Below are 23,805 nucleotides of genomic sequence, written 5' to 3'. Positions count from 1 at the left end.
TATCACATGGTTTCTGTTGATTTTGGCGCACCTCGTGTTAAATAAGGTGAGCGTTCAGTCCATGGTGGCGGCGCGAGGAGAGACCGTGAAACGCGACGACCGCCGCCGGGACATCATCGAGATCCTCGTCGACCAGGGGACGGCGACGCTGGAATCGCTTGCCCAGCATTTCGCGGTGTCGAAGATGACCATCCACCGCGACCTCGACGAGCTGGAGTCCGAGGGCCTTCTGCGCAAGACCCGGGGTGGCGCGACGATCGAGTCCAGCGGCCAGTTCGAGAGCGATTTCCGCTACCGTGCGCGTGTCGCGGCCGACGAGAAGCGCAGCATCGCCCGGCGGGCGGCGCAGTTCATCGAGCCCGGCATGAGCGTGATGATCGACGACGGCTCGACCTCGCAGACCATCGTCCCCTTCCTCATCGAGAAGCGGCCGCTGACCGTCATCACCAACAACATGGCGGTCGTCACCGATCTCGCCGGTGCGGCGGGGATCGACCTGATCGCGCTCGGCGGTACCTATTCGCGCAAGTTCAACGGCTTCTTCGGCGCTGTCACCGAGGCGGCGCTGACCTCGCTGCGCGCGGACGCGGTGCTGCTCTCGAGCTCGGCGATCGACGGCCGCACCGCCTTCCACCAGGACCAGGAGGTGCTGGAGGTGAAGCGGCGGATGATCGCCTCATCGTCGCGGCGCTACCTGATGGCCAACCACCAGAAGTTCGGCCGCACGGCGCTGCATCTCTTCACCGACCTCGGCGTCTTCGACGGCGTCGTCACATCGAGGGCCCTTTCCGGCGACCGCGTCGAGGGCCTGCAGAACGAAGGTATCAAATTGCATTTCGCGGAGGACCTGTAGCGATGGCGGGCAAAGACCACGTCTGGATCGGCACCAGCTGGAAGATGAACAAGACGCTGGCGGAGGCCCGGCACTTCGCCGAGCGGCTCGGCGCGGCCGAGGCTGACGCGCGCATCCAGCGTTTCGTCATCCCGCCGTTCACCGCGGTACGCGAGGTCAAGGCGGACCTCGCCGAGACCGACGTGCTGGTCGGCGCGCAGAACATGCACTGGGCAGACCGCGGCGCCTTCACCGGCGAGATTTCCCCGGTGATGCTGAAGGACTGCGCTGCCGATATCGTCGAGCTCGGACATTCCGAACGCCGCGCGCATTTTGGCGAGACCAACGAGACCGTCGGCCTGAAGGTCGAGGCGGCGGTGCGGAACGGCCTGATTCCGCTGATCTGCATCGGCGAGACCGCCGAAGAGAAGGCCGCGGGCGACGCGGATGCCGTCCTGCACCGGCAAGTGGCGGGTGCCCTCGGCAGACTGTCGCCGGCGCAGATGGCCGCCCCGATTCTCTTCGCCTACGAGCCGGTCTGGGCGATCGGCGAAGCTGGCGTGCCGGCCTCGCCCGACTATGCCGACCAACGCCAGGGGCATATCATCGACCTCACCGCGGCGATCGCCGGCCGCCGCCTGCCGTGCCTCTACGGCGGCAGCGTCAATCCCGGCAACGCCGCCGACCTCATCGTCCGTCCCAACATCGACGGGCTGTTCATCGGCCGCTCGGCCTGGGAGGTCGAGGGCTATCTCGGCATTCTCAAGCTCTGCGCCGCAGTGCTCTAACGAAAGGAAGAAACCCATGAAAATCGCCATCGCCGGAGACAGCGCCGGAGCGCCGCTCGCGAAAATCCTTGCCGACCACCTCGCCGGCCGCGCCGACCTCCAGGTATCCGAAGTCAGCACCGCCCCGACAGGCGCGAGCGAACTCTACGCCAACCTGTCGGAGCGGGTGTCGCAGGGCATCCTCGACGGCACCTACGACCGCGCGATCCTCGTCTGCGGCACCGGCATCGGCGTCTGCCTGTCGGCGAACAAGGTGCCGGGCATCCGCGCCGCCCAGACGCACGACACCTATTCGGCCGAGCGCGCCGCCGAATCCAACAATGCCCAGATCATCACCATGGGCGCCCGCGTCATCGGCTCGGAACTCGCAAAAAGCGTGGCTGAAGCCTATCTGGCGGCCAAGTTCGACCCGGCCGGCCGCTCGGCCGGCAACGTGAAGGCGATCGACGCCCTCGATGAGAAGTACCACAGCGCCTGACCAGAAAGGCCGGCGCTCCCTGGAACGCCGGCCTTTTCCATGAAGTAGCGGCGCCGAGTTGTGCGGGCCGAACGTCAGCCCGCCGACGGCCCACCCGCAGGTGCTGGCGCAGGCTCGGTCCGAGGCCCCGCAGCATGACCCTTCATGTCGGGGACGAGGGTCGAGACCACCAGCGTCAGAAGCGCGATCACGAAGATGCCGGTGAAGGTCAGGTGCAGCGCGCTGTCCAGCGCCTGCCGCGCCGCCGCGCTGTCGAGCAGTGCACCCGGGTTCTGCAGCAGTTGCGTGATGTCGTCGAACGAGATCGACCGTGCGCCCCCCGTCTGGGACAGGCTGACATTGAACACCGCGCCGAGCGCCGTTGCGCCGAGCGTGCTGCCGAGGTTTCGGGCAAAGATGTTCGAGGCGGTGGCCGCCCCCCTTTCCGTCCAGCCGACGCTGCCCTGGACGATCATGATCGCGGTGACGCTGAGAAAGCCCATGCCAAGGCCCATCACCACCGAACCGGCGCCGACGACGAAGACCGAGGTTCCCGGCCGCAGCATCAGGAAGACCAGCGCCCCGATCGGCAGCAGCACGGCGCCGAACAGCAGCGTCGGCCGGAGGCCGAAGCGGTTGAAGTTCCGCGCCGCGATGGTCGCGCCGATCGGCCAGCCGAGAACCATGGCCGTCAGCGTGAAGCCGGCGATCAACGCCGTCTCGCCGAGAACGCCCTGCACGTACATCGGCAGGAAGGTGGTGAGGCCGATGATCGTCATGCCGCTGAGGAGGGTGGCGAGATTGGCGGTGAGGATCGGCCGGCTGCGCCAGAGCTTCATGTCGAGCATCGGCGCCGAGGAGCGGCGCTCCTTCATCAGGAAGAAGACCGTCGCCACCGCGCAGATGACGAAGGCCGACAGCGTGACGGACATCCGCCCGGTCCCGAGTTCGGTCAGCCCGACCATCAGCGCGGCGACCGAGACCGAGAACAGTGCGGCGCCGCCGATGTCGATCGGCTCGCGCTTGGCCGGCACGTCCTCGTGCAGGAAGAGCGTGAAGCCGGCGATGGCCGCGATGCCGATCGGGATGTTCATCCAGAAGATCCAGGCCCAGCTGACATGCTGGATGATCAGCGCGCCGACGAACGGGCCGACCACGGAGGAGACGCCCCAGACGCTGGCGAGATAGCCTTGCACCCGGCCACGCTCGTGCATCGGGTAGAGGTCGCCGACGACGGTCAGCGCCACCGGCTGGATTGCCCCGGCGCCGACGCCCTGGACCAGCCGGAAGACGATGAGCATCGGCATCGACCAGGCAAAGCCGCAGAGCACGGTGCCGATCATGAACACGGCGATGCCGAACAGCAGCACCGGCTTGCGCCCGTAGATGTCGGCAAGGCGCCCGAACACGACCGTCGTCGCCGTCTGGGTCAGCAGGAAGGACGAGAACACCCAGGCGTAGAGATGGAGGTCGCCGAGCTGCCCGGCGATCTGCGGCATGGCGGTAGCGACGATCGTCGCCTCGATGGCGATCATCGACATCGCCGCCATGATCGTGGCGAGCACCAGCGGGCGGCGGGTCTTCAGGCGTTCCGGCATTGCAGGATCCTTGGTAGCGAAGGGTCTGCGCGGGACGGCAGGCACTCGGCGCAGAAACTAAGCGGAACGAACAAAACGGCAAGCGTCTAGAGCATCCTGCGATTGGGTGGTTACCCAATCAAAGAAAGATGCTCTCGATTCAAAAAGATAGAGCGTCCTTTGTGCGTCCTTCAGGACGCACGGCGCTCTAGGTTGTGCCGTCCCCATCGGCCCGCAGCGCCGGAGTGTCGCAGGGCTGGCGCAGAAGCATGGCCAGTTCGTCGTCGAGATGGAGCAGCGAAATCGAAGCGCCGACCATGTCGAGCGACGTGCAGTAATGGCCGACCCAGCTGCGCTCGACCGCGATGCCGCGGGCGGCAAGGCGCTGCTCCACCCGGCGGTAGAGCACGTAGAGCTCCATCAACGGTGTTCCCCCAAAAGAGTTGACGAGCACCGCGACCCGGTCGCCGCGCACCGGCTGCATCTCGCCGAAGATCCGGTCGATGACGGCATCAGTGATCTCGTCGGCCCGCCGGAGCGGCTCGCGCGCGACGCCGGGCTCGCCGTGGATGCCGACGCCCACCTCGATGTCGCCGGGTCCGAGGGCAAAGTTCGTGCGGCGGCTCTGCGGCATCGAGCAAGGCTCCAGCGCGACGCCCATGCTGTAGCAGCGGCGGTTGGCCTTGGCGGTGACGCGGGCGCAGTCGTCGAGCGTCATGCCGAGCGCGCAGGCCGCGCCCGCCACCTTGAAGACGAAGATGTTGCCGGCGACGCCCCGCCGCCCGTCGCGGTCCTCGATCGGCGAGGACGCGACGTCGTCGGTGGTGACCACGGTGCGGACGGCGATGCCCTCGGCGAGCGCGAGGTCGGCGGCCATCTCGAAGTTCATCGTGTCGCCGGCATAGTTGCCGTAGACGAAGAGCACGCCGTCGCCTCTCGACACGGCGCTGGCGGCCTGGAAGATCGGCTCGGGCGGGGGACAGGAAAAGACGTTGCCGACGACCACCGCCGAGGCCATCCCCGCCCCGACATAGCCGAGGAAGCACGGCTCGTGCCCCGACCCGCCGCCGATGACGAGGGCGACGCCCCTCGCCCGCTCCTCCACCGCCATGACGGCGCGCCGGGTGCCGGGAACGCGGACGAGATGGCGTTGGTGGGCGCGGAGTGCGCCGTCCAGCATCTCGTCGACCACGTCGGCGGGGTTGTTCAGGAATTTCTTGACGAGACGGCGGGAAGGCATCTCTTCCCCGGCATCGACGGTCAGCGACAGATCGGTAGAGCGCTGGATCCGCCGCGCCACGGGGGCAGCGGCACCGTCGGCATCCAGCAGACCCTTGGCGGTGGCGGCATCGGTCACGAGGATGTTGGCATAGCCGCCGCGCAGCGCTGCCAGGATCGCCGGCACCTTGTCGAAGCCGCCAGCGACCGCAATGCGGCGCTCGATGGCCTTCAGTCCTTCCAGCGAAAGGCCGATCATCCGCGCGTCAAGCGGGCCGGCGACCGGCCGGCCCTGCGCGTTGACGAAGCGCCCGGCGATGACGCCGACGGCGTTGCGCGCGAGGTAGTCCTGGATCGATACCGAATCGAAGAAGCCGCTCTGCTGGATCGTCGAGTTCGGCCGCAACGAGGAAATGCCGAAGAGCACCCGGTTGGCCTCGCCGAGCGCCGCGAACTGCGACTGCAGCAAGGGCTCGGCCAGCAGCATGTCGCGCATTTCGGCGGAGGAGACGACGCTCGGTGCCGTCAGGGGAATGCAGGCGGCGCCGAGCGAGGCCGCGAGCACCGCGGCACAGCGCTCCGGCGAGACCGGCGAGCCGGCGGCCATGGCGCCCGTCGCCTGGACGACGCGCACGTCCTGCAGGCCCGTCATCCGCAACGCTTCGGCGACGGCCAGCACCGTCCGCCCCCAGGCGACCGTCACGGTGTCGCCGGACCGGACGAAGCGTTGCAGCGCCATGGCGCCCGCTGTTCCCAGGCGCTCGATCAACTGCCCCGGCGGCCCGCCGCTCGGCACGACGAGGCAGTCCTGCAGGCCGAAATGGCGCTTCACCGCCTGGGCGAGGTCGAGCGCGGACAGCCGCAGCGGATCGATGGCGATGGTGACGACGCCGCGCTCGCGCGCATCGGACAGCGTCGCGTTCACCGTGGCGCGCGACAGGCCCATCGCCGCGGCGATCTCGCTCTGCGTCAGCCTGTCCTCGTAGTAGAGCCAGGCCGCCCAGAGCCGCGGATCATTGCCGAAGCGCAGCGGGATCGGCTCGGCGGCCTCGCCGGAGGAAGAGGCGAGCTTGCCGCCCGGTGGCACGACACCTTTGTCCAGTCTGCCGCTGTCGCCCAGTGCCTTGCCCTTCGATATTCGCCCCTAAGGTGGGCGTAGCGTCGACAGACCGCAGAAGCCGGCCTTGCGTCAAGCGTAGCCCGATGGCCCCGGGCCCCATCCTTGGCCCCGGAAGCATCCGGCGATGGGGTGAACTCGCCCATCCCGGCTTGCTGCGCTGTCTTCAACGAGAGCGTCCTTCGTGCGGCGCGAGGGCCCCCACGCCGCTAGGCTGGCTGGAGCCGGGCGGAGGCACCCTCCGCAAGCGCCCGCAGCAAGAGGGCGCACGAGGTGGCGCCGGCATCCAGAACGCCGCGCGATCGCTCGCCGAGCCGCGCCGCACGCCCGATCTTGGCGACGAGGTCGATGGTGGAGTCGCGGCCCCTGTCGGCTGCCTCGGTCATCGCCGCGAGCGCCTCGGCGAAGGATGCGCCGCCCGCCTGCACCGTGTCGAACGCCGCGATCGCCGGCGAGAGGCAGTCGATCAGCGTCTTGTCGCCCACCTCGGCGGAGCCGATCGACTGGACGCCTTCGATGCCCTTATGCAGCATGGCCGAGAAGGTATCGGCGCCGATCCGCTCCTCCGTCTCGATCGCCTCGGCGAATTCGGTGAACATCATCCCGTAGAGCGGGCCCATCGACCCGCCGATCTCGCCCATCAGCACCTCGCTCAGCGCCGCGAACGCCTCCGACAGGGAGGCGTCCTTGTCCTTCAGGCGTTCGGCCGCCATGCCGAAACCCTTGGCCATGTTCACGCCGTGGTCGCCATCGCCGATCTTGCCGTCGATCTCGCTGAGGTAGGCGCGGTTCTCGATGATCCGCTCGGCCATCACGAGGACGATCCCGCCGGCCCCGGCATTGGTGAAATACTGCATCGACATGTCCTTGGTTCGCGCTCAGGCCATTGCGGGGCAGCGGGCGTCGGCGTCGAGCAGGCGCTTCAGCTCGTCGTCGAGTGCCAGCACCGACAGCGTCGCCCCGACCATTTCCAGCGAGGTGAAGTAGTTGCCGACGAAGGTCCGGTGCACCGTCAGCCCGCGCGCGACGATCTCGGCCTCGATCGTGTCGTTGAGGATGTAGAGCTCGTTCAGCGGCGTCGCGCCGAGGCCGGAAATCAGCACGGCGACCTCGGTGCCTTCCGCCAGCGCGTGGTCGTCGAGAACGATCTTCGCCATGTCCCGCGCCACCTCCGCGGCGGTCTTCAGCGGCTCGACCCGGATGCCGGGCTCGCCGTGATGGCCGATGCCGACCTCCATCGTGCCGGGCTCGATCTGGAAGTTCGGGTGGCCGACGGCCGGCAGTGTGCACGGCCCGAGCCCGACGCCGATCGAGCGCGTCGCGTCGATGGCGCGCTGGGCGGTCGCCCGCACCTCTTCCAGGCTCGCGCCCTCGGCCGCCTTGGCACCGCCGATCTTCCACATGAAGATCTCGCCGGCGACGCCGCGGCGCTTCTGGCGTTCGTCCGGCCTGGCCGAGCAGACGTCGTCGTTGGCGACGACCGTTGCCACCTCGATCCCGTCCTTGGCGGCAAGCTTCGTCGCCATCTTCACGTTCATGTTGTCGCCGGCATAGTTGCCGTAGAGGCAGACGACACCCTTGCCGCCGTCGGCTTCCTTGATCGCGTCATGGAAGCTGCGGGCCGTCGGCGAGGAGAAGAGTTCGCCCACCGCGACGGCATCCAGCATGTTGCGCCCGGTATAGCCGACGAAGGCCGGCTCGTGGCCCGAGCCGCCGCCGGTGACGACGCCGACCTTGCCGGCCACCGGCGCGGCGGTAGAGACGACGACGCGCGGGTTCTTCTCCGACAGGCGGACGAGGTCGCGGTGCGCCTTGACGAAGCCGCGGACGCTCTCGTCCACCACATCGTCCGGGCCGTTGATGAAGCGCTGCATGGTCATGTCGAGGTCCGTTCGGGTTTCGAAGATAAGTCGGGCGTCAGAGAATGGTGTAGCCGCCGTCGACGAGGAGATCCGCGCCGTTGATCATGTCGGCGCCGTTGGAGGCGAGGAAGACGGCCGAGGCGGCGATCTCCTCGGGATAGGCGAAGCGGCCCATCGGGATCCGCTTCTTGGCGGCCTCGCCCTTCTCGCCGGCCCAGGCCTTTCGGCCGAGGTCGGTGAGGACGATGGTCGGCGAGATCGAATTGACGGTGATGCCGTGCTCGCCCCATTCGGCCGCGAGCGTCTTGGTCATGCCGATGACGCCGAACTTCGAGGCGCAGTAGGCGACGTGCTCGTCGATCGCGACGGTGCCGGCCTGCGAGGCGAGGTTGATGATCTTGCCGCCCTTGCCCGCGGCGATCATCGCCCGGCCGACCGCCTGGCAGACGATGAAGGTGCCGGTGAGGTTGATCGCGATGGTCTTGTCCCAGGCGCTGGCGGAGAGGTCCTCGGCCGGCGCGAGCGCGACGATGCCGGCGCTGTTCACCGCGATGTCGATGCGGCCGAAGGCGGCGAGCACGGCGGCGACGGCGGCCTCGACCGAGGCGCGGTCGGCGACGTCGCAGCGGAAGGCCCGCGCGCCGTTGCCAAGCGTCGCGGCCATCGCGTCGGCGGCCTCCTGCTGAAGGTCGAGAATGGCAAGCTGCGCGCCCTTCTGAGCATAGGCCGAGGCGATGGCAGCCCCGATGCCGGAGGCGCCGCCCGTGACGAGGGCGACCTTGCCGGCGAGCGAGAAGTCGAGATCCACTTTTGGCGCGGCGTCGCTCATGGGGTCTTTCCGTTCAAGGCGCGCCGGCGATCCCTCGGACACCGACGACTGGAAGAGGGTGACCGGCACCCCGGTCGCAGTGAAGAAGGGGCCGGCCGCAGGGAAGAAAGGGCCGGTCGCAAGGAAGAAGGGGCCGGTCGCGGGGAAGAAAGGGGCGGCACCGCGCCGCCCCCTTCCGCTGGCAAGCCTACTTGCGCGACTCCAGAAGCGCGTCGGCGTTCGCGGTGGTGACCGGCGTCCACGGCACGAGGTAGTCCTTCTCCTTGCCGTCGGCCCAAGGCATCGAGGGATACTGCTTCCAGATCGGCGACTGCGGCTGGTAGTCGGGCTTGGCCGCCTTGATGGCGACGTCGAGCGCGCCTTGCGCCTGGGCGGTCGCGTCCTGCAGGATAGAGGCCATCTGGCCTTCCTTCACCGCATTGATCGCATCGGTCACGCCGTCGACGCCGGCGATCGCGAAATCCTCGACCTTGAGGTTGGCGGCCTTGATCGCCTCGATCGCGCCCAGCGCCATCTCGTCGTTCTGGCCGATGACGCCGTTGATCTGGCCGGGATGCGAGGTCAGCCAGTTCTCCATCAGCGTCTGCGCCTCGGCGCGGGACCAGTTGCCGGTCTGCTGCTCGAGGATCTTCACGTCCGGGCAGGCAGCGAGCGCCTTCTGGTTGCCTTCGAGGCGCTGGATCTGGCCGGACTGGCCGATCGGTCCCTCGATGATCACGAGATTGCCCTTGCAGCCCATCTTGTCGAGCACGGCCTTCGCCTCGAGCTCGCCGGCCTCGACGTCGTTCGAGCCGACATAGGAGGTGAGAAGATCGGAGTTGACGCGGGCGTTCGAGCCGACGACCGGGATGCCGGCGTCGACGGCGGCCTGCACGGGGGCTGCGCCCGCCTCGATGTCCATCGGGACGAAGATGATCGCGTTATACTTCTGCGTGATCATCGTGTTGAACTGCTCCTGCTGGACCAGCGCATCATAACGACCATCGAACACGGTGACCTCGACTTCGCCGCTGACGACGGCCGGATGCTTCTGCAGCGCGGCGCTCCAGATCTGCATGAACTCGGCGTTGAGGCCGTAGACCGTCGCGCCGATCTTCAGCTTTTCCTGGGCGATCGCCGACGGTGCGTAGAGCGCCGAGGCCATGGCCAGTGCGAGCAAGAACTTCTTCATGAATTTTCCTCCCGATTGAACCGGTGCGACGTCGGGATGACGCCCCCCGGTGTTTCCAGCCGGCTCTCCCGCCGGCGTGAACTTCTGTGGGCGCTCAGGCGCCGTGATTGCGCTTCTGGTCCAGCATCACCGCGCCGACGATCAGCGCGCCCTTCAGGATCTGCTGGTAGTAGGACTGCATGCCGAGGAGATCGAGACCGTTGTTCATCACGCCGATGATCAGGGCGCCGATCAGCGTGCCGGTCACCCGCCCGACGCCGCCGGAAAGGCTGGTGCCGCCGATCACCACGGCGGCGATCGCGTCGAGCTCGTAGGCGATGCCGGCCTGCGGCAGCGCCGAACCGGTGCGGGCCGAGAGGATCATGCCGGCAAGGCCCGAAAGCGCGCCGGAGATGACGTAGACGAAGAAGCGGATGCGCACGACGTCGATGCCCGACGTCTTGGCCGCGTGCGGGTTGCCGCCGACGGCATAGATGTAGCGGCCGAAGCGGGTGCGCGTCAGGATCCACCAGGACAAGGCGAAGACGACGGCGAGGATCACCACCGGCAGCGGAATGCCGACGATGTTGCCGGTGCCGATCCAGCGGAACTCCGGGATCAGGCTCGGCACCGGCTTGCCGCCGCCGTAGATCAGCGTCATGCCCCGCGCCGCCGACAGCATGCCGAGCGTCGCGACGAAGGCCGGCACCTGGAAGCGCGAGACGATGATGCCGACGAGCGCGCCGGTGCAGACGCCGACGAGGATGCCGATGGCGAGCGCCAGGACGACGGGATAGGGGCCGCCCGCAATGCCGGCCGTCGCCGACGTCGTGACGAAGCTCGCGCTGACCATGCCCGCCAGCGCCACCACCGAGCCGACCGACAGATCGATGCCGCGCGTCAGGATGACGAAGGTCATGCCGATGGCGAGAATGCCGTTGATCGAGGTCTGCAGGAGGACGTTCGAGATATTGCCGGCGGTGAGGAAATACTCGTTCGAGAACGAGAGGATGACCACCAGCAGGATGAAGGCGAGGAAGATGCCGTATTCCTGGATCAGCCGGCCCCGTCGCTCGGCGCCGAGCCATCCCGCGGATTTGGTTTGGATATCAGACACGCAATTCTCCTGCTCCGTTCCGGAGTCTCCTGCCGCTCGCTCGATTGATCGATCGAGACGTCAGGTCGAAAGATGGACCAATGACTGGGCGCTGGCTTCGGACCGGTCGAGAATGCCCGCCGAGCGACCGCCACGCATGACCATGATGCGGTCGCTGAGGCCGAGCACCTCCTCGATTTCCGAGGAGATCATCACCACCGTGCCGCCCGCCGCCGCGAATTCGCAGATAATCCGGTAGATCTCCCGCTTGGCGCCGACGTCGACGCCGCGGGTTGGCTCGTCCAGCAGCAGGATCCGCGGGTTGCGCAGAAACCACTTGCCCAGCACCACCTTCTGCTGGTTGCCGCCGGAGAGGCCGGAGACCGGCATGGTGTCGCGCGCCGCCTTGATGGCGAAGCGCTCGATCATCGACCGGCTGGCCTCCGCCTCGGCCCTGCCCCGCATCACGCCGGACGGGCTCATCTCCGGCAGGCTGGCAAGCGCGATGTTGCCGCGGACGCTGTCGGAGAGGTTGAGGCCGGTCTGCTTGCGGTCCTCGGTGACCAGCGCCAGGCCCTCACGCATCGCGTCGGCCGGCTTGTGGATCGCGGCCTCGCGCCCTTCCAGCAGGATGCGGCCCTCCGAGCGCTTGTCGAGCCCGAACAGGCAGTCAAAGATTTCCGTCCGGCCCGAGCCCATCAGGCCGTAGATGCCGAAGATCTCGCCTTTATGGACCTGGAAGGAGATGTCCTCGATCTTGCCGCGGCTGGAGAGGTTCGCGACCTCGAGCCCGACGACATCGGTCGGCGCATTGGTCTTGATGTACTCCTCGCCCAGTTCGCGCCCGACGATCATCTTGATGAGATCGGGCCGCGCGACGTCCTTCAGCGCGCCTGCGCCGACGAAGGCGCCGTCGCGGAAGACGGTGTAGCTGTCGGCGATCTGGAAGATCTCGGAGAGGCGGTGCGAGACATAGACGATCGCCCGCCCTTGCCGCTTCAGCTGCTCGATCGCGGCGAAGAGGTGCTGCGCCTCGCGCTCGCCGATCGCCGAGGTCGGCTCGTCCATGAAGATCACCTCGGCGTCGTGGCTGAGCGCCTTGGCGATCTCGACGAGCTGCATCTCCGCGACCGAAAGGCGCGCCATGACCTCGTCGGCGCGGATTTCGAAGCCGAGACCGTCGAGCAGCCCCTGGGCCGCCTTGTTCATCGCCCTGAAGTCGACGCCGCCGAAGCGTCCGGAGGGCTCGCGGCCGAGATAGATGTTCTCGGCGACGCTCATGTGCGGGACGGGGCTGAGTTCCTGCTCGATGATGGCGATGCCGGACGCCAGCGCCTCGGCGGGGCTGGCGAACTCGACCTCCTGGCCGCGGCGACGGATCGTGCCGCCATCGCGCTTCTGGATGCCCATGACGATCGACAGGAAGGTGGACTTGCCCGCGCCGTTGCCGCCGCAGAGGGCGTGCACCGAGCCGGGCGCGAGTTCGAGCCGGCCGTCGCGCAAAGCGGCAACGCCGCCGAAGGACTTCTTCAGCCCTTCCACCTGCAAAAGTGGTTCCATTCTACCGGCCCTCCCGGACGGCGCGCCGGTGAGCCGGCGCTGTCATCAACCGCCGCTCTCCCGAAGCACCGGTTATTTTGACATCTTTCGATCGCCCGTCGACAGATGTCAATCTCTGCTCGATCCGAGGGTCAAACGACGACGACGGACCTTCCGGTTGCTGGCCCGGCCGCGACGACGTAATCCTGTCGCCGCATCAAAGGAGAGACGGATGGCCCGCGCCAGCATCGAGACGATCATTGCCGGAGAGATCGGCGCGGCGGTCGGCCAGGTTGCCGCCGCCGTGGCGCTGCTCGACGGCGGCGCGACGGTGCCGTTCATCGCGCGCTACCGCAAGGAGGCGACCGGCGGGCTCGACGACATTCAGCTGCGCGCGCTGGAGACGCGGCTGGTCTACCTGCGCGAGCTGGAAGCCCGCCGCGAGACGGTTCGGCGCTCGATCGACGAGCAAGGCAAGCTGACGGAGGCTCTCGCAGCCGCCATCGAGGGCGCCGCCACCCGGGTTGCGCTGGAGGATCTCTACCTGCCGTTCAAGCCGAAGCGTCGCACGAAGGCGGATGCCGCCCGGGAGCGCGGCCTCGGCCCCCTCGCCGATCGCATTCTCGGCGACCGCCGCGTCGACCCTTCGAAGATCGCCCGGGAGTTCGTCACCGCGGAGGTGAAGGACGCGAAGGCCGCCCTCGACGGCGCGCGCGACATCATCGCCGAGAAGATGGACGAGACGCCCGAACTGCTGGCCTCGCTCCGCCGACACCTCACCGACCGGGGGCGGCTGCGGTCGACGGCGCTGCGCGGCAAGCGGACGGAAGGGGCGAAGTTCGCCGACTATTTCGAGCACGAGGAGAAATGGGCGACCGCGCCCGGCCACCGCGTGCTCGCCATGCTGCGCGGCGCCAAGGAGGGCATCCTGTCGCTCGACATCGCGGTCGACGCCGAGGACCCCGCCTTGGTGAAGCCCGCCGAGGCGATGATCGCCCGGCGGTTCAACATCGACATGGCCGGCGCCGCGCCCGCCGATCTCTGGCTGTCTTCCGCCGTCCGCTGGGCCTGGAAGAACAAGATCCACGGCCATCTCGCCGCCGAGATGATGGTCGCCATGAAGGAGCGCGCCGACGCCGAGGCGATCCGCGTCTTCTCGCGCAACCTCAAGGACATCCTGCTGGCCGCCCCCGCCGGCGCCAAGCCGACGATGGGGCTCGACCCCGGCATCCGCACCGGCGTGAAGGTCGCCGTCATCGATGCCACCGGGCGCCTCGTCGACACCGCGACAGTCTATCCGTTCCAGCCGCGCAACGATGCGGCAGGGGCGGCGGCGGCGCTCGGCGCGCTGATCCGCCGGCACAAGATCCAGCTCGTCGCCATCGGCAACGGCACCGCCAGCCGCGAGACCGAGAAGCTCACCGCCGAGGTGATCGCCGCTCTGCCGGGCGAGAAGCCGGTCAAGGTGATCGTCAGCGAGGCCGGTGCGTCCGTCTACTCGGCCTCCGAGCGGGCCTCGCGCGAAATGCCGGATATCGACGTGTCGCTGCGGGGAGCCGCCTCGATCGCGCGGCGCCTGCAAGATCCGCTGGCGGAGATCGTCAAGGTCGACCCGAAGGCGATCGGCGTCGGCCAGTATCAGCACGACGTCGACCAGAGCGCGCTGGGTCGCGCGCTGGAGACCGTCGTCGAGGACGCGGTGAACGCCGTCGGCGCCGACGTCAACACCGCCTCCTCGGCGCTGCTCGCGCATGTCTCGGGCATTGGCCCGGTGCTGGCCGAGGCGATCGTCGCCCACCGCGACAAGGAAGGCCCGTTCGCGACCCGCCGGAAGCTGATGGCGGTGCCGCGGCTCGGCCCGAAAGCCTTCGAGCAGTGCGCCGGCTTCCTGCGCATCCAGGGCGGCACCGAGCCGCTCGACGCCTCGGCGGTGCACCCCGAGGCCTATCCGATCGCCAAGAAGATCGTCGCCGCCGCCGGCAAGGACCTGACCGCGCTGATGGGCGACGCCCAGACGCTGCGGGGCCTCGATCCCCGGCAGTTCGCCGTCGACGGTTTCGGCTTGCCGACGGTGAAGGACATCCTCGCTGAACTCGAAAAGCCCGGCCGCGACCCCCGGCCAAGCTTTGCCACCGCGACCTTCAGGGAGGGCGTCAGCGAGATGTCTGACCTGAAGCCCGGCATGATGCTGGAAGGGACGGTCACCAACGTCGCGGCTTTCGGCGCCTTCGTCGACATCGGCGTCCATCAGGACGGGCTGGTGCACGTCTCGGAAATCTCGGACCAGTTCGTCAAGGATCCGGCCGACGTGGTGAAGGCCGGCCAGGTGGTCCAGGTGCGCGTGCTCGAAGTCGACGCACGGCGCAAGCGGATTTCCCTGTCGATGAAGACCGCCGCCTCCGGCAAGGCCGAGACTGCGGCGCCAAGGACGGAGCGGGCGGAGCGGCCGCGTCCGGCGACCACCGGCGGCAAGCCGACTGCGGCGAAGGCCGAGCCGACGGGCGCTTTCGGCGCGGCGCTGACGGAAGCGCTGAAACGGCGCTGATCGCTGCGAGAACGCTGTGCCGGCGTTCGCCAGCAAGCGGAGTGCCCCGTGCTCCGGGTCATCGTCCCGGATAGCCACCCCTCGATCCGGTCGTCGGGCGGGCGGCACTCACGCCGCGGCGGGACGCTCCAGCTCATCGCGGACGGCGTCGAAATCCGCCGCCGCCTCGAACAGCATGTAGCCGCTGTCGAGCGCGTGTCCCTCGCCCGTGCCTTGAAAGGTCAGGATATGCCATTCGCCGGAGGCCTTGCCGAGGGCCGAGGCGCCCGCCTGCGGCCGGCGGTGCTGTAGCCGGGGCGCTTCGAAGTCGAGGACATGCCAGTCGCGCCCGGCCACCACCTTCAGCATGACCATGATCTGCGCCGAGGCCCGCCTGTCCCGCTCATCGCCGGCGCTCGTCCAGTGCCAGCTGCGGGCGACGGGGTCGCCGCTGTAGACGTGGTCGACCTGCATGTCGAAGCGACCGCCCGTTGCCCGCTGCAGGTCGAAGTGCCGGAGCAGAAGGTCGGCGTCTTGCCGGAAGCGTTCGATCGACATGCGGACCCCGGGGCATGGAGGAGGAGGCTGCCCGCGTAGCCGCCCCGCACCGCCGACCGCAAGCGAAATCCGGATGGCCGGCCCCTTGCAACGACAATCCCGCCGCAGGGCACACAGTCAGCGGACCGACGTAGCCAGCCCGCGTGCCAAAAAAAAGCGGTTAGTGATCGCCGCCGAGATAGGCGGCACGAATGGCCGGGTCGTTGCGCAGCTGCGCGGCCGGGCCCTCGACGCGGATGCGGCCGTTCTCCATGACATAGGCGTGGTCGGCGACGCCGAGCGCCGCCATGGCGAACTGCTCGACCAGCAGCATGGTCACCTGCTCCTCCTTGAGGACGCGGATGATGCGGAAGACCTCCTCGACAAGCTTCGGCGCAAGGCCCATCGACGGCTCGTCGAGCAGCAGGATGTCGGGCTTCAGCATCAGCGCGCGGCCCATCGCCAGCATCTGCTGCTCGCCGCCCGACAGCGTGCCCGCGAGCTGCGTGCGCCGCTCCTTCAGGCGGGGGAACAGCACGAAAGCGCGCTCGCGGTCGGCCGAGACATCGCCCCTGGCGCGGGCGCCGGTGAGGCGCGGAAACGCCCCGAGGGTCAGGTTGTCCTCGACGCTGAGGGTCGGGAAGACGCGCCGTCCCTCGGGCGAATGGGCAAGGCCGGAACGCGCGACGGCATGGCTGTCGAGCCCCGAGATCTCCTGCCCGTTCAGCTTGATCGAGCCGCCGGTCGGCCGGATCATGCCGGACAGCGCGCGCATGGTCGTGGTCTTGCCGGCGCCGTTGGAGCCGATCAGCGTGACGACCTTGCCCTTCGGCACCTTCAGCGTCAGCCCGTGCAGGACCTCGATCTGGCCGTAGCCGGCGGAAAGGTTCGATACCTCAAGCATGCGCCGGCTCCGTCTCGGTGGTGCCGATATAGGCCTCGATCACCTTGGGGTCCTTCTGGATGTCGCGCGCGCCGCCCTCGGCGATCTTGTGGCCGAAATCGAGCACCGTCACGCGGTCGCAGAGGCTCATCACCACGTCCATGTGGTGCTCGATCAGGATCACCGTAATGCCGGCGTCCTTGATCTTGCGGATGATCGCGCCGAGCTCGGCGATGTCGGGGGCGGTGAGGCCCGCGGCAGGCTCGTCGAGCAGCAGCAGGACCGGATCCAGCGCCAGCGCGCGGCCGATCTCGAGGAGACGCTGCTTGCCGTAGGGCAGGTTGCGGGCCTCGACATGCGCGAGTTCGCCGAGCCCGACGAAATCGAGGATCGCGCTCGCCCGCTGCCGGGCCTCGCGCTCCTCGCGCTTGCGGCGCGCGGTACCGAGGATGGCGTCGAAGAGATTGCCGCGGAACGCGTGGTGAAGGCCGACGAGGACGTTTTCCAACGCCGTCATCTCGCGGAACAGCTGGACGTTCTGGAACGTCCGGGCGACGCCGGCGAGCGCGATCTCCGAGGGCTTCAGCCCGTCGAGGCGCTTGGCCGCCCCCGCGCCCGCTGCGAGCGTCACGCTGCCACCGGTCGGCACATAGATGCCGGTGAGGACGTTCATCATCGTCGACTTGCCGGAACCGTTGGGGCCGATGAGGCCGTGGATCGTGCCCGGCCGGACCACGAGGTCGACGCCGTCGAGCGCCTTCAGGCCGCCGAACTGCATCAGCGCAGCCTCGACCTTCAGCAGCGGATCGGCCCCGCTGCCGCCGCGCTGCACGATCAGTGCCGAGCCATCGCCGGCGATCTCGCGGCCCTCCGCGGTATGGGCTGGCCGCAGCGCCGGGATCTTCTGGCGAAGGAAGCCGACGATCCCGTCGGGGAGATAGTAGACGACGAAGAGGATCATCAGGCCGAAGACCGTCAGCCGGAAGTCGGTCACCGACTGGAGGATGAGCGTTGCCGGGAAGAACAGGATGCAGAGCACCACCGGCACGAGGATGGCGAAGCGGTTCTCCCGGTGGCGCAGGAACGCCTGGAGACCGACGACGAGGGCGATCGCGGCGATCACCCCGGCCATGATCCGCACCAGCGCGATGTCGGCGAGGATGTTCGGCATCATCACGATGATCGCCGAGCCGATCAGCGGGCCGGCACGCGATTTTCGCCCGCCCATCGTTACCGCGAGGAGAAAGAGGACGGTTAGCTCGAAGCCATAGGAGTTGGGCGCGACGTAGCGCTCGGACCAGGCGAACAGCGCCCCGGCGAGACCCGCCAGTGCCGCCGAAAGCACGAACGCGTAGACCTTGTAGCGGTAGACGCTGACGCCCATGCAGTCGCAGGCGATCGGGCTGTCGCGCAGGGCCTCGAAGGCCCGGCCGTAGGGCGAGCGCACAACCCGGTTCACCACGAGAATAGTCACCAGCAGTGCGATGCAGACGAGATAGTAGAATTCGAGCTTCTTGCCCGCGGCTCCCCACGGAGCGGTGAGGCCCAGCATCGCAAAGTCCAGCACCCGCGGCGGCGGCAAGGTGATGCCGAGCGGACCGTTGGTCAGCGGCGTCAACTCGTTGATGAAGATCTGGATGATGGTGCCGAAGGCCAGCGTCACCATCGCGAGATACGGCCCGGTGACCCGCAGCGCCGGCACCGCCAGCAGCAGGCCAAACACCGAGGTGACGCCGATGCCGGCCAGCAGCCCGAACCAGATGCCGAGCTTGAAGTGCATGAAGATGACGGCGGCGGCATAGGCGCCGATGCCGAACAGGCCGGCATGGCCGAGGCTAACCTGGCCGGTATAGCCGACGACGATGTCGAGCCCGAGCACCAGGATGGCGTAGATCGCGATCACCGTCAGCAGATGCAGGTAGTAGGTGCTGGGGACGGCGAATGGGAAGGCGGCGAGAAACACTACCAGCAACACCGCACCGATGCCACCGAGCGACCGCGACCGGTTGCGCGAGGCCGTATCGGCAGGGATCGACGGCATGGAAGAAGAGGCGCTCATCGTCAGACCTTCTTGATCACGGCCTTGCCGAACAGGCCGACCGGGCGGATCGACAAGACGACGAGGAGAAGGATGAGGCCGGGCACGTCCTTGTAGCCGGTGGAGATGTAGAAGCCGGTCAGCGTTTCCGCGATGCCGAGGATCAGCCCGCCCACGATCACCCCGAGCCCGGATTCAAGCCCGCCGATGATCGCCACCGCGAATGCCTTCAGCGCCAGCACCGCGCCCATCGTCGCGCCGGTCAGCGTCACCGGGGCGACGAGCACGCCGGCAAACGCCGCGGTCATCGCGCTGATGGAATAGGAGAGCGTGATGACGCGCTGGGTGTTGATACCCATCAGGCCAGCCGCGTCGATATCGTCGGAGGTGGCGATGACCGCCTTGCCCCAGATCGACTTGCGGTTGAAGATCTCGACTGCCAGCATCATCAGGAGCGCGCCGGCGATGATCAGCAGCTCCATCGGCAGCATGCGCACGCCGCCGAGCTGGATCGCTTCCTCGGGCAGCGGCGAGGGAAACTTCAGATCGTCGCGGCCCCAGATGTTTTCGGCAAGGTTGCGGAAGATGATGCCGAGCGCGATCGTCGCCATGATCCACCCGTATTCCGACTTGATCTTCACCGCCGGCCGCACCGCCAGCCGCTCGACCACGGCGCCGAGGGCGAAGCCGAAGACCAGGACCATCGGGATCATCAGCCAGTAGCCGGTGAACGGCGCCAGGGTCAGGCCGAACAGGGCGCCGAGCGCCAGCGCCTCGCCTTGGCCGAAGTTCAGCGTCTTCGAGGTCGCGAAGGTGAGCTGGTAGCCGAAGGCGATGGCGGCATAGATCATGCCGATCGCGACGCCGGAGGCGACAAGCTGCAGGAAGATGGTCATGGAAACTGCCCTGCTGATGTTCCGGCGGCGGCGGCCGCAGGCGAAGTGCGCAATGGAGACGGACAGCGCCCCGCGGCGCGCCCCGGACCGGACGTGGAGGCGGGCCCGCCCTCATCTCTCCCCGGGGAGACTGGATCTCCCGGGGGAAAGACTGGCATGACCCGCCGCTCTCGACTGCCACCGATCAGTTGGCGGCCTTTTCCTTGACCCGCACGACGCCGGCGTTCTTGGCGTCCTCTTCCTTGTCGTAGACGATCTTGCCGTCCTGGACGCGGCCGAACACCACCATGTTGCGGGTGATGGCGTTGTGGTCGGTGGCGGTGAACGGCTTGTCGTAGGTGGTCACGACGCCCTCGACCTTGGTGTTGAGGTCTTCCAGCGCAGCGCGGATTTCAGGGCCTTCGGTCGAGCCGGCCTGGGTGATCGCCGCGGCGATCAGGTAGACCGAGTCGTAGCCCTGGGCACCGGCGACCGGCGTCGGGATCTTCTTCACGTTGTAGGTCTTGTAGTAGTTCTCGAGGAAAGCCTTGCGCTTCGGCAGCGTGCCGTCCTCGATGAAGGTCTGCGGCATGATCACGCCGTTGCCATTGGCGCCGGCGATGTCGATGAAGCTCTGCATCGAGGCGGGCCAGGAGGTGATCATCGGCACTTTCCAGCCGAGCTTGGCCATGCCGTTGGCGATCTGCGCCAGCTCCGGCCCGATGCCGTAGGCGAGGATCACGTCGGCGCCGGCCTGCTGCGACTTCAGCAGCTGGGCCGTCATGTCGACGTCCTTAATGTTGAACTTTTCCACCGCAACCGGGGTGATGCCCTTCTCGCCGAGATATTTCTCGATGTCGGCGCGGCCGAGCTGGCCGTAATTGGTGGAATCGGCGAGCACCGCGATCTTGGTGTGCTGGCGCGCGACCGCCTCGTCGACCATCATGCCGGCCTGCAGCACGTCGTAGGCCGAGTTCCGGAAGACGTAATTGTTGTCGTAGTCGGGCTGGGCGAACTGGTTGGTGATCACCGTGCCGGTGGCGACGTTGTTGAACACCGGAATCTCGGCTTCCTGGTAGAAGCGCTGGGCGGCAAGCGCCACGCCGGTGTTGATGAAGCCGAGGGTGGCGACCACCTCTTCCTTGTTGATCAGCTCCTGCGCGACCTGCGCACCGACCTCGTTCTTGGCCTCGTCGTCACGCTCGACCAGTTCGATCTGCCGCCCGAGCACGCCGCCATTGGCGTTGATCTCGGAGGCCGCGAGCCTGACGCCGTCGCGCATCGAGACGCCCATGGCGGACGAGCCGCCGGTGAACGGGCCGGAAACGCCGATCTTGATGGGATCCTCGGCGTGCGCGGGCAGAACTCCCGCCATCGCCGCCGTGCCGAGCATGACGCCCAGATAAAGCTTCGCCGTGAAACGCACCCTCATTCCTCCCCTTATCGCACCGCGGCTGGCTGGGCTTTGCCCGCGTCCGTCGACACCGATCCAGACCCGATTTTCCGGGTTCTGCGGGAAGTCTGGCCGCCTCTGCGGCGTTTGTCCATTGGACGAAGGAGGTATCGGAAGTCGGCGAGCGATTTTTTGCCGCTAGTCGCGGGCGGAAACGACGACGCCCGCCCCGCAACCAGCGGGACGGGCGTCTGTAGGCTCGGCGGGATCGGGCGATCAGTCCTTGGCGCGCTCGACGTAGGAGCCGTCTTCGGTAAGGACGACGATGCGGGTGCCGGTGGCGATGTGCGGCGGCACGGCGGTGCGCAGGCCGTTCGACAGCAGTGCCGGCTTGTAGGAGGCCGAGGCCGTCTGGCCCTTGGTCACCGGCTCGGTCTCGACCACCTCGAAGGTGGCGCGCTGCGGCAGCACCAGCGAGATCGGCGAGCCGTTGTACTGCGAGAGCGCGACAGTCATGTTCTCCTGGAGATACGGCGCCATGTCGCCGATGACGCTTTCGGGCACCGTGACCTGGTCGAAATTCTCCGGGTTCATGAAGTGATAGCCGTCACCGTCATTGTAGAGGAAGGTGTGGTCGTGCTCCTCGACCATGGCCCGCTCGACGGTCTCGGTGGTGCGGAAGCGCTCGGACACTTTCACGCCGTCGGAGATGCGGCGCATGTCGAGCTGCGTCACGGAATTGCCCTTGCCAGGATGGATGTTCTCGGCAATGAGGATCACATAGAGCTTGCCATCCTGGTCGACGACATTGCCCTTGCGCAGGGAACTGGCGATCACCTTCACCATGTTTGGTCCTTAAAACTTCAGTTTGCGGGGTGCCCAGCGGCACGGCCTTCGATGCGCCGCACCTACCGCATCTCGCGCGCGACCGCCAGTCGCCACTCGACGATAGGCCCGATGATCAACGCCTCGCCCTGGTGGACGCCCGACGTCCACGCCGACCGCCGGCCCCGCCTCCTCCAGCGCAATGCCATCGCCGCCGCAATGCGCCACTGGTTCGCGGCCCGCGATTTCCTCGAGGTCGAGACCGCCGCGCTCCAGGTCTCGCCCGGCAACGAGGCGCATCTTGCCGCCTTCGCCACCGACATGCTGGATTTCGACGGCAGCCGGGAGACCTACTATCTCCACACCTCGCCGGAATTTGCCTGCAAGAAGCTGCTGGCCGCTGGCGAGACGCGGATCTTCAGCCTCGGCAAGGTCTGGCGCAACCGCGAGCGGGGCGCGCTGCATTCGCCGGAATTCACCATGCTCGAATGGTACCGCGTCGGCGAGACCTACGAGCGCCTGATGGAGGATTGCGCCGAGCTCATCGCGCTCGCCGCCGAGCAGACGGGCGCCAGAGAGTTCGCGTTCCGCGGCCGCACCGCCGATCCGTTCGCCGAGCCGGAGCGGGTGACGCTGGCCGAGGCGTTCGAGCGCTACATCGGCATCGACCTCCTCGCGACCGTCGACGCCTCCGGCGGGACCGACCGCGATCTTCTGGCCGCCGGCATGGTCCGCGCCGGCATCCGCATCGCCGCCGACGACAGCTGGTCGGCGCTGTTCTCGAAAGCGCTGCTCGAGCGCGTCGAGCCGGAACTCGGCACTGGCCGCCCGACGATCCTCTGCGAGTACCCCATTGCCGAAGCCGCCCTCGCCCGCCCCAGCACTGACGACCCAAGGGTCGCCGAGCGGTTCGAGATCTACTGCTGCGGCGTCGAGCTCGCCAACGCCTTCGGCGAGTTGACCGACCCCGCCGTGCAGCGCCGCCGCTTCACCGCCGAGATGGACGAGATGCAGCGCGTCTACGGGACCCGCTATCCGCTAGACGAGGATTTTTTGTCGGCGCTGGCGATCATGCCGGAGGCCAGCGGCGTTGCCCTCGGCTTCGACCGGCTGGTGATGCTCGCCGTTGGCGCCGGGAAGATCGACGACGTGATCTGGACCCCGGTCGCGCGGGGAACGGCGTGAACCGCCCGCTGCGCAGCGCCGCCGCCCTCGTCGGCGCGGGACTGGTGCCCGCGGAAAGGCTGGCGTCGATCGAACGGGTGGCCGAGCGCTATGCGATCGCGATCACCCCCGACATGGCCGCGCTGATCGAGCACGCCGACGACGGCATCGGCCGCCAGTTCCTGCCGCGGGAGGAGGAGCTCGACGCCGCGCCCGGCGACCTCGCAGATCCGATCGGCGACGACGCGCACGCGCCGGTGCCGGGCATCGTCCACCGCTACCCCGACCGGGTGCTCCTGAAGCCGCTGCACGTCTGCCCGGTCTACTGCCGCTTCTGTTTTCGCCGCGAGGTGGTGGGGCCCGATGGCCTCGGCACGCTGTCGGATACCGAGCTCGACGGCGCGCTCGCCTACATCGCCGCGCATCCGGAGGTCTGGGAGGTGGTGATCACCGGCGGCGACCCCTTTGTGCTGTCGCCCCGCCGCCTCGCCTTCATCGCCGAGGCGCTCGGCAAGATCGGGCACGTGCGGGTCCTGCGCCTGCACACCCGCGTGCCGGTGGTGGATCCGGCGCGGGTCGACGCCGCGCTCGTCGCCGCGCTGAAAGGCTTCGGCCGCGCCGTTTTCGTCGCGCTCCACGCCAACCACCCGCGCGAGTTCACGCCGGCCGCCATCGCCGCGGTGGCGCGGCTCGTCGATGCCGGCATTCCGATGGTCAGCCAGACCGTTCTCCTCGCCGGCATCAACGACGACGCCGAGACGCTGGGGACCCTGATGCGGGCCTTCGTCGAGAACCGGATCAAGCCGTACTACCTCCACCACGGCGACCTCGCTCCCGGCACCGCGCATCTCAGAACCTCGATCGAGACCGGGCAGGACCTGATGCGGTCGCTGCGCGGCGATATCTCCGGGCTCTGCCAGCCGACCTACGTGCTCGATATCCCCGGCGGCCACGGCAAGGTGCCGGTCGGGCCGAGCTATCTCTCTGCCGATGGTCGGGAGGTCACCGATCCGAAAGGGCTGCAGCATGCCTATCCGCCGCGCGGGGACGATGAGGGCGCAACGCTAGGCCCTTCAGCCTAAATTTACGGGACCGCGCCTA

General features: G+C 68.0%; 20 protein-coding genes. 6 read left to right on the top strand and 14 right to left on the bottom strand.

Features of this window, described 5'->3' with window-relative positions; translation table 11 throughout:
• The first annotated feature begins 85 nt into the window (after positions 1 to 85).
• The 3 genes from ACZL02_RS18745 to derI are packed head-to-tail and all read left to right on the top strand — an operon-like array spanning position 86 to position 2,098.
• Positions 86 to 853, top strand: a complete 768-nt coding sequence (locus tag ACZL02_RS18745) for a DeoR/GlpR family DNA-binding transcription regulator (RefSeq protein WP_472940410.1) — start codon at positions 86 to 88, stop codon at positions 851 to 853.
• Between the two features lie 2 nt (positions 854 to 855).
• On the top strand, positions 856 to 1,620 hold the full coding sequence (locus ACZL02_RS18740) for a triose-phosphate isomerase (protein ID WP_472940409.1): 765 nt from the start codon (positions 856 to 858) through the stop codon (positions 1,618 to 1,620).
• 16 nt (positions 1,621 to 1,636) lie between these two features.
• Complete coding sequence (derI, locus tag ACZL02_RS18735; protein ID WP_472940408.1) at positions 1,637 to 2,098, top strand: D-erythrulose-4-phosphate isomerase; 462 nt, start codon at positions 1,637 to 1,639, stop codon at positions 2,096 to 2,098.
• Between the two features lie 74 nt (positions 2,099 to 2,172).
• Here derI and ACZL02_RS18730 read toward each other — a convergent pair whose 3' ends face one another.
• From ACZL02_RS18730 to ACZL02_RS18695, 8 genes are all read right to left on the bottom strand, one after another.
• The gene (locus ACZL02_RS18730; protein WP_472940407.1) at positions 2,173 to 3,720 is read right to left on the bottom strand and encodes an MDR family MFS transporter; all 1,548 of its coding nucleotides are present in this window, start codon (positions 3,718 to 3,720) and stop codon (positions 2,173 to 2,175) included.
• 142 nt (positions 3,721 to 3,862) lie between these two features.
• The gene (locus tag ACZL02_RS18725; RefSeq protein ID WP_472940406.1) at positions 3,863 to 5,959 is read right to left on the bottom strand and encodes a bifunctional sugar-binding transcriptional regulator/dihydroxyacetone kinase subunit DhaK; all 2,097 of its coding nucleotides are present in this window, start codon (positions 5,957 to 5,959) and stop codon (positions 3,863 to 3,865) included.
• Between the two features lie 239 nt (positions 5,960 to 6,198).
• Positions 6,199 to 6,846, bottom strand: a complete 648-nt coding sequence (gene dhaL / locus ACZL02_RS18720) for a dihydroxyacetone kinase subunit DhaL (protein ID WP_472940405.1) — start codon at positions 6,844 to 6,846, stop codon at positions 6,199 to 6,201.
• Between the two features lie 21 nt (positions 6,847 to 6,867).
• Entirely contained in the window at positions 6,868 to 7,863 is a 996-nt protein-coding gene (locus ACZL02_RS18715; RefSeq protein ID WP_472940578.1) for a dihydroxyacetone kinase subunit DhaK, read from the bottom strand.
• 43 nt (positions 7,864 to 7,906) lie between these two features.
• Entirely contained in the window at positions 7,907 to 8,680 is a 774-nt protein-coding gene (locus tag ACZL02_RS18710) for an SDR family oxidoreductase (RefSeq protein WP_472940404.1), read from the bottom strand.
• 187 nt (positions 8,681 to 8,867) lie between these two features.
• Positions 8,868 to 9,851, bottom strand: coding sequence for a substrate-binding domain-containing protein (locus ACZL02_RS18705; RefSeq protein WP_472934755.1), 984 nt, complete (start codon positions 9,849 to 9,851; stop codon positions 8,868 to 8,870).
• Between the two features lie 94 nt (positions 9,852 to 9,945).
• Positions 9,946 to 10,947 carry an ABC transporter permease gene (locus ACZL02_RS18700; RefSeq protein ID WP_472940403.1) on the bottom strand — a complete coding sequence of 334 codons (1,002 nt, stop codon included), beginning with the start codon at positions 10,945 to 10,947 and terminating at the stop codon, positions 9,946 to 9,948.
• A gap of 60 nt (positions 10,948 to 11,007) precedes the next feature.
• Positions 11,008 to 12,486: a sugar ABC transporter ATP-binding protein gene (locus ACZL02_RS18695; protein ID WP_472940402.1), complete on the bottom strand. Its 1,479-nt coding sequence runs from the start codon at positions 12,484 to 12,486 to the stop codon at positions 11,008 to 11,010.
• Between the two features lie 211 nt (positions 12,487 to 12,697).
• On the opposite strand from ACZL02_RS18695, the gene ACZL02_RS18690 reads away from it, so the two are divergent.
• Positions 12,698 to 15,010: a Tex family protein gene (locus tag ACZL02_RS18690; protein WP_472940401.1), complete on the top strand. Its 2,313-nt coding sequence runs from the start codon at positions 12,698 to 12,700 to the stop codon at positions 15,008 to 15,010.
• A gap of 108 nt (positions 15,011 to 15,118) precedes the next feature.
• Here ACZL02_RS18690 and ACZL02_RS18685 read toward each other — a convergent pair whose 3' ends face one another.
• From ACZL02_RS18685 to efp, 6 genes are all read right to left on the bottom strand, one after another.
• Complete coding sequence (locus ACZL02_RS18685) at positions 15,119 to 15,547, bottom strand: hypothetical protein (protein ID WP_472940400.1); 429 nt, start codon at positions 15,545 to 15,547, stop codon at positions 15,119 to 15,121.
• 160 nt (positions 15,548 to 15,707) lie between these two features.
• Positions 15,708 to 16,430: an ABC transporter ATP-binding protein gene (locus ACZL02_RS18680; protein WP_472940399.1), complete on the bottom strand. Its 723-nt coding sequence runs from the start codon at positions 16,428 to 16,430 to the stop codon at positions 15,708 to 15,710.
• On the bottom strand, positions 16,423 to 18,468 hold the full coding sequence (locus ACZL02_RS18675; protein ID WP_472940398.1) for a branched-chain amino acid ABC transporter ATP-binding protein/permease: 2,046 nt from the start codon (positions 18,466 to 18,468) through the stop codon (positions 16,423 to 16,425). The genes ACZL02_RS18680 and ACZL02_RS18675 overlap by 8 nt, the downstream gene beginning before the upstream one ends.
• 2 nt (positions 18,469 to 18,470) lie before the next feature.
• On the bottom strand, positions 18,471 to 19,343 hold the full coding sequence (locus ACZL02_RS18670; RefSeq protein WP_472940397.1) for a branched-chain amino acid ABC transporter permease: 873 nt from the start codon (positions 19,341 to 19,343) through the stop codon (positions 18,471 to 18,473).
• Between the two features lie 184 nt (positions 19,344 to 19,527).
• Positions 19,528 to 20,754: an ABC transporter substrate-binding protein gene (locus tag ACZL02_RS18665; RefSeq protein ID WP_472940396.1), complete on the bottom strand. Its 1,227-nt coding sequence runs from the start codon at positions 20,752 to 20,754 to the stop codon at positions 19,528 to 19,530.
• Between the two features lie 237 nt (positions 20,755 to 20,991).
• Entirely contained in the window at positions 20,992 to 21,558 is a 567-nt protein-coding gene (gene efp, locus ACZL02_RS18660; protein ID WP_472934948.1) for an elongation factor P, read from the bottom strand.
• Positions 21,559 to 21,672: 114 nt separating this feature from the next.
• Here efp and epmA point away from each other — a divergent pair, with 114 nt between their 5' ends.
• Both epmA and ACZL02_RS18650 read left to right on the top strand, forming a co-directional pair.
• Positions 21,673 to 22,725: an EF-P lysine aminoacylase EpmA gene (gene epmA, locus ACZL02_RS18655; protein WP_472940577.1), complete on the top strand. Its 1,053-nt coding sequence runs from the start codon at positions 21,673 to 21,675 to the stop codon at positions 22,723 to 22,725.
• The gene (locus ACZL02_RS18650) at positions 22,722 to 23,786 is read left to right on the top strand and encodes a lysine-2,3-aminomutase-like protein (protein WP_472940395.1); all 1,065 of its coding nucleotides are present in this window, start codon (positions 22,722 to 22,724) and stop codon (positions 23,784 to 23,786) included. Before epmA ends, ACZL02_RS18650 begins: the two co-directional genes overlap by 4 nt.
• The last annotated feature ends 19 nt before the right edge of the window (positions 23,787 to 23,805 follow it).

The sequence above is a fragment of the Mesocryomonas fontinalis genome (assembly GCF_055730125.2).
The sequence above is the reverse complement of the archived record's forward strand: the minus strand, read 5'-3'. Positions and strand labels throughout refer to the sequence as shown.

Coding starts and splice junctions, on each gene's coding strand:
- ACZL02_RS18670 (WP_472940397.1), bottom strand. CDS start 19,343: ATGACCATCTTCCTGCAGCTTGTCGCCTCCGGCGTCGCGATCGGCATG.
- ACZL02_RS18665 (WP_472940396.1), bottom strand. CDS start 20,754: ATGAGGGTGCGTTTCACGGCGAAGCTTTATCTGGGCGTCATGCTCGGC.
- derI (WP_472940408.1), top strand. CDS start 1,637: ATGAAAATCGCCATCGCCGGAGACAGCGCCGGAGCGCCGCTCGCGAAA.
- ACZL02_RS18690 (WP_472940401.1), top strand. CDS start 12,698: ATGGCCCGCGCCAGCATCGAGACGATCATTGCCGGAGAGATCGGCGCG.
- dhaL (WP_472940405.1), bottom strand. CDS start 6,846: ATGCAGTATTTCACCAATGCCGGGGCCGGCGGGATCGTCCTCGTGATG.
- ACZL02_RS18675 (WP_472940398.1), bottom strand. CDS start 18,468: ATGAGCGCCTCTTCTTCCATGCCGTCGATCCCTGCCGATACGGCCTCG.
- ACZL02_RS18710 (WP_472940404.1), bottom strand. CDS start 8,680: ATGAGCGACGCCGCGCCAAAAGTGGATCTCGACTTCTCGCTCGCCGGC.
- ACZL02_RS18705 (WP_472934755.1), bottom strand. CDS start 9,851: ATGAAGAAGTTCTTGCTCGCACTGGCCATGGCCTCGGCGCTCTACGCA.
- ACZL02_RS18695 (WP_472940402.1), bottom strand. CDS start 12,486: ATGGAACCACTTTTGCAGGTGGAAGGGCTGAAGAAGTCCTTCGGCGGC.
- ACZL02_RS18685 (WP_472940400.1), bottom strand. CDS start 15,547: ATGTCGATCGAACGCTTCCGGCAAGACGCCGACCTTCTGCTCCGGCAC.
- ACZL02_RS18740 (WP_472940409.1), top strand. CDS start 856: ATGGCGGGCAAAGACCACGTCTGGATCGGCACCAGCTGGAAGATGAAC.
- epmA (WP_472940577.1), top strand. CDS start 21,673: ATGATCAACGCCTCGCCCTGGTGGACGCCCGACGTCCACGCCGACCGC.
- ACZL02_RS18715 (WP_472940578.1), bottom strand. CDS start 7,863: ATGCAGCGCTTCATCAACGGCCCGGACGATGTGGTGGACGAGAGCGTC.
- ACZL02_RS18680 (WP_472940399.1), bottom strand. CDS start 16,430: ATGCTTGAGGTATCGAACCTTTCCGCCGGCTACGGCCAGATCGAGGTC.